General features: G+C 65.6%; 6 protein-coding genes. 2 read left to right on the top strand and 4 right to left on the bottom strand.

Annotated elements, in window-relative coordinates; translation table 11 throughout:
- Positions 1–31: 31 nt before the first annotated feature.
- The 3 genes from WAW85_RS11750 to WAW85_RS11740 are packed head-to-tail and all read right to left on the bottom strand — an operon-like array spanning position 32 to position 2,105.
- Positions 32–622: a TetR family transcriptional regulator gene (locus WAW85_RS11750; RefSeq protein WP_422559790.1), complete on the bottom strand. Its 591-nt coding sequence runs from the start codon at positions 620–622 to the stop codon at positions 32–34.
- Positions 619–1,374 carry an ABC transporter permease gene (locus WAW85_RS11745; protein ID WP_422559789.1) on the bottom strand — a complete coding sequence of 252 codons (756 nt, stop codon included), beginning with the start codon at positions 1,372–1,374 and terminating at the stop codon, positions 619–621. Before WAW85_RS11745 ends, WAW85_RS11750 begins: the two co-directional genes overlap by 4 nt.
- Positions 1,371–2,105: an ABC transporter ATP-binding protein gene (locus tag WAW85_RS11740; protein ID WP_422559788.1), complete on the bottom strand. Its 735-nt coding sequence runs from the start codon at positions 2,103–2,105 to the stop codon at positions 1,371–1,373. The genes WAW85_RS11745 and WAW85_RS11740 overlap by 4 nt, the downstream gene beginning before the upstream one ends.
- Before the next feature lie 122 nt (positions 2,106–2,227).
- Here WAW85_RS11740 and WAW85_RS11735 point away from each other — a divergent pair, with 122 nt between their 5' ends.
- Both WAW85_RS11735 and WAW85_RS11730 read left to right on the top strand, forming a co-directional pair.
- A complete protein-coding gene (locus tag WAW85_RS11735; RefSeq protein ID WP_422559787.1) occupies positions 2,228–2,833 on the top strand; it encodes a SanA/YdcF family protein in 606 nt (201 codons plus the stop codon).
- Positions 2,834–2,999: 166 nt separating this feature from the next.
- Positions 3,000–4,127 carry an NDMA-dependent alcohol dehydrogenase gene (locus WAW85_RS11730; RefSeq protein WP_422559786.1) on the top strand — a complete coding sequence of 376 codons (1,128 nt, stop codon included), beginning with the start codon at positions 3,000–3,002 and terminating at the stop codon, positions 4,125–4,127.
- Between the two features lie 16 nt (positions 4,128–4,143).
- On the opposite strand, the gene WAW85_RS11725 is transcribed toward WAW85_RS11730, so the two are convergent.
- The gene (locus WAW85_RS11725; RefSeq protein ID WP_422559785.1) at positions 4,144–6,297 is read right to left on the bottom strand and encodes an acyltransferase family protein; all 2,154 of its coding nucleotides are present in this window, start codon (positions 6,295–6,297) and stop codon (positions 4,144–4,146) included.
- Positions 6,298–6,412 lie beyond the last annotated feature (115 nt).

Genomic DNA, 6,412 nt, shown 5'->3' with positions numbered 1-6,412 from the left:
CGCCAGATAGGCGCTCCGCGGAACGCGTCGGCTACGCCGAGTCGAGGGGGCCGGTGAGGTAATGCTGGAGAGTGGGCGCGGCGACCGCGGCGAGATCGTCGATCGACATCGACGCGACCGGCTCGATCAACAAGATCTTGCGCGTCACCAGCAGTCCGACCATCTGCGCGGCCACGAGCGCGATCCGCGTTTCGGCGTCGTCGTCGAGACGCTCGCGGACGCCCTTGAGGGCAACGTCGAGGAGGAAGGTTCGCAGCAGCGACTCGTCGCCCCCGGCGATGATCGCGCGGAAGGCGGCCAGCACTCCCGCGCCGGCCGGTGAATCCCAGATCCCGACGACGGTTCGCAGGAGCGCCTCGCCCATTGATTCCAGTGGTGCGTCGGCCAGCGGTGCGAGGGCTACGGCTGGGTCGACCGGGAGCGCGACCGCCTCGACAAACAACTCCCGCTTGGTGCCGAAGTAGTGGTGCACCAGGGCCGGGTCGACGGCGGCGAGGCCAGCGATGGACTTGATCGACGCGGCGTCGAACCCGACCTCAGCGAACCGGCTGCGGGCCGCAGTGAGGATGCTTTCCCGGGTGTTCGACGGTCCGGGTCGCCGTCCGGTACGGCCGGTACTCACGGCGTCCGCCGCCGCAGCGTCGCCGCACCCAGGCCGAGGGCGACGATCGCGAAGGCGACTACGACGATGATGTCGCGCCACATCTGTTCGGTCGGGGCGGCGTGCACCGAGACTTGGTTCAGCGCGTCGACGGCGTAGCTGAGCGGCATCACATTGCTGATCGCCTCGAGCCAACCCGGCAACTGATTACGCGGCACCATCAGACCGCACAGGAACAGCTGCGGTGTAGCGATCAGCGGCATGAACTGCACGGCCTGAAACTCGGTGCGGGCAAAGGCGCTCGCCAGCAGACCAAGGGCCACACCGAGACCCGCGACAACGACGGCGACGAGGACAACGAGCCACACGCTGCCCGCGGTTGTCATGCCGAGCAGCCAGAAACTCACCGCGCACGCGACGGCCGCCTGCACGGCGGCCGCGGCCGAGAAGGCCGTGCCGTATCCGCCGAGCAGGTCGATCTTGCGGATCGGTGTCGTCATCAACCGCTCCAGTGTTCCCGAGGACCGCTCGCGCTGCATGGCGATGGCGGTGATCAAGAACATCATCACGAAGGGCAAGATCCCCAGCATGCTCAACCCGACGCGATCGAACATTGTCGGTGCGCCCGGCGGGGTCGGATAGTCCTGGTAGATGAAGTAGAGCAGCGTGATCAGCAACGACGGTACGACGACGATCATCGCCACGGTGCGTCGATCAGCCTTGAGTTGGTCGAGGATCCGGACTGTCGTCGCGAGATACGGCGTCGCTCTCATGGGTTCACCTCCGTGGTCTTGATGAGAGTGAGGAACGCTTCCTCCAGGCTGGTCTCGCCGGTCTGCTCGCGTAGTTCGGCGGGCGAGAGGTGGGCCAGCACGCGGCCCTCGCGCATCAAGAGCAGCCGGTCGCAATGGTCGGCTTCGTCCATCACGTGGCTGGAAATCAGCAGCGTGCGGCCACGTGCGGCGAGATCGGCGAAGCGGTCCCACAGGTCGGCACGCAGAACCGGGTCGAGTCCGACGGTCGGCTCGTCGAGCACGATCAAGTCCGGGTCGGCGACGAGCGCACAGGCCAGCGAGACGCGAGTGCGCTGTCCGCCGGACAGTTGGTCCCCGGTGTGCTGGCTGCGGTCGGTGAGTCCGACCGAGTCGATGGCGGCGGCCGCATCGTCGGACGAGCGTCCGAAGAGCGCGGCGAAATAGTTGACGTTGCCGCGCACAGTGAGGTCGTTGTAAATGCTTGGCGCCTGGGTCACGTAGCCGACGCGCGTGCGAAGTTGTTTGGAGCCGGCCGGCTCGCCGAGAACCTGCACATCGCCCGAGGTGATGATCTGGGTGCCGACGACCGCGCGCATCAGTGTCGTCTTGCCGCACCCCGAGGGGCCGAGGAGGCCGGTGATGGATCCGCGCGGGACGGTGAGGGAGACGTCGTGCAGGGCGGTCAGTTTTCCGCGATCGACGCGAAGGTCTTTGATGACGACCGCGTCCGTGCGGGGCGAAGCGGTCATCGCCGAGGCAATTCACTATGCAATGAATTCATCATGTAGTGAATTTAGACTCGCCTGCCCGGCACGTCAAGACGGACCTCCGGTCGGGCGACCTCCGGTTCCGGGGCGGCTACCGTGGGTGAGTGACGAAACGGCGGATCGGCCTGCTGGCGCTGTGGGCCCTCGTCGTCATCGAGTGCATCGTGATCGTGAGTTCGGCGTGGAGTCTGATCGTCTCGCGCGGACGGGTGGTCGACGCTGCCGAGGTGCCGGCGGGATCGTCCACGACGCTAATCGTGCTCGGCGCCAAGTCTGCCGACGGTGAACCCGGCGTCTACCTGCGCAACCGGCTCGACGTGGCCGTCGACCTCTACCGCAGCGGACGTATCGCGCGAATAGTGAACTCCGGCAACGACGCCGATGACGCGGGCAACGAGGTGCAGGTGATGCGGGCATATCTCGAAGCCCGTGGTGTGCCGGCCGCTGACATCGTCGACGATCCGGCCGGGATGAACACCGCGGCAACCTGCCGTCGTGCGCAGGCGGAGTTCGGAATTCGCCGCGCGCTGATCGTGACGCAGGGATTCCACATCGGCCGGGCCGTCGGGCTGTGCCGTTCCGAGGGGATCGATGTGATCGGCGTGATCGCGCCGTGCGACGGGTGCAGCGCGCTCTCGACGGTGCGGAACTATCTGCGCGAAGCCCTGCTGTCGCGGCCGCGCGCGATACTCAACGCAACTGTGGGATGAGCGTAGAAGGCCGGGCGCTCGGCTGGCGTCGCTGGCAGCAATCCGGGGACGCCCCGCACATCGGTAGGGCGCGGCTGATTTTCGCGTACCGCGGCGAATGGATGTGACCGCTGCCACTATCGATCTCGGGGGCAAACGCGCACGACCAACCGGAAAAGGTGAACAGGTGAAGACCAAAGCAGCAGTGCTCCGCGGAATCAATGAAGAATGGCAGATCGAAGGGGTGGAACTCGGCGATCCCGTCGCCGGTGAAGTGCAGGTCAAGCTGGTCGCCTCCGGATTGTGCCACTCCGACCACCATCTGCGTACCGGCCAGAGTCCCGTGCCGATGCCGATCGTCGGCGGCCACGAGGGCGCTGGCATTGTCACCAACGTCGGCCCGGGCGTCACCCGCTTCGCCGAAGGCGATCACGTTGTCACCGCCTTCATTCCCGCCTGCGGCGTCTGCGGGCCCTGCTCACGCGGCCAGCAGAACATCTGCGATGAGGGCGCCGGGCTGCTGACCGGCCTGGCTATCGCCGACAAGACGCACCGGGTCACCAACGAGGCTGGCGAAGAGTTGGCGCAGATGTGTCTGCTCGGCACCTTCTCGCCGTACATCACCGTCCACGAGGCCTCGCTGGTGAAGATCGAGGACGACATCCCACTCCAGGCGGCCGCACTCTTGGGCTGCGGAGTCGCCACCGGCTGGGGCAGCGCCACCGAGATCGGCGGAACCAAGGTCGGCGACACCGTCGTCGTCGTGGGGATCGGCGGTGTGGGTATTAACAGTGTGCAGGGTGCCAAGGCGGCCGGAGCACGCCACGTCGTCGCCGTGGACCCGGTGAAATTCAAGCGTGATATGGCCGAGAAGCTGGGTGCGACGCACGTCTTCGAAAGCATGGAGGAAGCGATCCCGGCAGTCGGCGAAATGACCTGGGGTGCCGGGGCCAATACGGTGATTCTCACCGTTGGCGAGATGAAGGGCGAGTACATCGCGCCGGCGCTCGCGATGACCGGTAAGGGCGGCCAAGTGGTCGTGGTGGGGATGGGCGATTACCAGGCTATGGACGTCCAGCTGAATCTCTTCGAGTTGACCCTGCTGCAAAAGCGCGTCCAAGGCGCCATCTTCGGCGGTGCCGGTCCGCGCACCCAAGTGCCCAAGCTGCTCAACGAGTACCGCGCCGGCCAACTCAACCTGGCCGACCTGGTGACGCAAACCTACAAGCTCGAAGACATCAACAAGGCGTACGACGCTATGGAGGCTGGCGAGAACATTCGCGGCATGATCGTCTACGACGAGGCCGACTGGTAGTCGGCGTCGACGTCCGTCACCACCAGCCGGTGGCCCGTTGGATGTCCTTCTCCAAGTAGGGGATGAGGCTCCGGACGAAGGCCGTCGTCAGGTGGTGACGGTCGTGCCAGACCAAGATGTTGCCGACCACTGCGGGGCAGTAGGTGTCGGTGCACACCGCGTTCGAGTAGTCGATGAACGTAATGTTCGGAAACTCCGCCTCGATCTTGTCGGTCGGATCGACCGGGGAGAGCATCCGCTCGCGGGTCACGCCGCACACTTCGGGCTTGCGGCCGGCCGCGATGCAGTCCGGTGGGCTCATCGGCGGATCCAGGCCCCACGGGGTGTCGCGGATGGCAATCACCTGCTGGCCGCGCTCACGGAATTCCTCGAAGATATCCAGGTAGCCCTCGGGCACGTAGTCGCCGGGTTCAGCGCCGGGGATCGGGCGGGTACTCGTGGTGAAGACGACGTCGGGTTTGTCGACCGCCAGCCGGTCCATCACCGCGGAAACCCACTCTTTGCATTCGGTGAGCTTCTCGCCGTTGTACTCGACGACGGCCTCGGTGCTCAGCGCGCAGCCGGCCTTCATATAGGTGGTGACCTTGAAGCCGCGTTCCTTGCCGATCGCATCGAGCGCCGTCATCCAATGCTCGGAATGCGAGCCGCCGACGACGGCGATGGTGCGCGTCGCGTTGACGTCACCGAACTCTCCGACGCGGATCGACATGTCGCCGAAGTTGCTGAAGTAGCCGATGTGGTTGAGCGGCCAGTCCTCGGCTGCGGCCTCGGGGGATGGCACCGGCGGCACCGCAGGGACGGCCGCGCCGTCGAGGAAGGCTCGAGCACCGGGATACAGACGCGGATCGAGGTTGGTCGTGTCGATGCTGATGGAGGCAGCGCGGGCCTGCCAGTAGACGGCGCTGCTGCCTGCGAAGATCGACAGGAAGACCAGTATCGCGGCCAGGAGGCGCCGGTACTTGCGGCTGAAGCCGCTGGTGCGTCCGGACCGTAGCGGAGTTTCCACAAACCTGGTGCACGCCCACGCGATGAGCACCGACAGCACCAGGATCCCGGTGCCTTCGAGGAAGGAGACGTGGTCCTGGAAGCGCCAGTTCATATAGAAGATCAGCAATGGCCAGTGGAAGAGATACAGCGCATAGGCGATCGATCCGAGCCAGACGATCCACGGATGGGCCAGCAGTTGCCCGCCGACAGACAGGTCGGCGCCGGGCACCGGCCTGCGTGCGGTTCGGGATGAGCCGACCCAGATCAACATCAACGTCGCGCCGACTGGCACCAGCGCCAGCAGGCCCGGATACTCCTTGACGCCAGCGATCCACAGTCCGGAGGTCGCGATCAGCCCAATGCTGACGGCGGTGAGTGCGGTGCGCAGCCAGTTTGGCATCGCCAGGCGCGGCATCCAGATCGCCAGCAAACCGCCAGCGAGGGGCTCCCAGAGGCGGGCGAGGGTGTCGTAGTAGTTGAACGGCTGGTTGATGCCGTGGCGGTAGTTGGCCCAGGCGAACGAGACCAGGGCGACCGCAGCGACTGACAGCCCGACGATCCATTTGATGTTCTTGGCCGTCCCGAACGCCGGCCAGCGGGCCGCGGCCCATTTGAGGATGCCGCCGAGGGCCAGTGCCACCAGCAGGGTCATGAGGAAGAACTGGCCCTGCATGGACATCGACCACAGGTGCTGCAGCGGACTTACCGCAGAGTCGGCGGCGCCGTAATCCTGGGAGGCGAGGGCCAGGTGATAGTTCTGGTAGTAGAACGCCGAGGCGATGGTTTCTTCGCCGAGGTTGCCCCAGCGAGTCGTCGGCATCAGCCACCAGGTGATCGCCACCACGACCGCGAGCAGCAGGTACATCGCCGGGATGAGGCGCTTGAGCAGCCGCTTGAGCCGCGGCCACGGATCGATGGCCTGGCGCATCGACACGTCCTGCGGTACGCAGTTGATGACGTGCTTGAGCAGCGATGACACAAAGAAGTAGCCCGAGATCGTCAGAAAGACGTCGACGCCGCCGGAGACTTTGCCGAACCAGACGTGAAAGACCGCGACCAAGAAGATCGCGATGCCGCGCAGGCCGTCAAGGTCGAGACGGTAGCCCGAAGTGTTTCCGGTGGCGGCATCCTCGTTGGGGGTCGGGTAATCCCGCACCGCGCTATCCTTGGTTTCTGCTGCCACGACAGTCCAATCTAACGAATTCTGGAGCAGAAAGCGCATCGGAGAAATCTTGAGCGCGCCCCTGTTGCCTCATAACTTCATGTCGCGCGTGATGTGGAAGGTCGCGCGCGGTACA

Source organism: Gordonia sp. (in: high G+C Gram-positive bacteria) (genome assembly GCF_049299075.1).
GTDB lineage: Bacteria > Actinomycetota > Actinomycetes > Mycobacteriales > Mycobacteriaceae > Gordonia.
This window is presented reverse-complemented; position numbering and strand designations above follow the sequence as displayed.

Excerpts from the sequence above, each read along its gene's own strand:
- WAW85_RS11745 (WP_422559789.1), bottom strand. The coding sequence starts at position 1,374 with ATGAGAGCGACGCCGTATCTCGCGACGACAGTCCGGATCCTCGACCAA.
- WAW85_RS11740 (WP_422559788.1), bottom strand. The coding sequence starts at position 2,105 with ATGACCGCTTCGCCCCGCACGGACGCGGTCGTCATCAAAGACCTTCGC.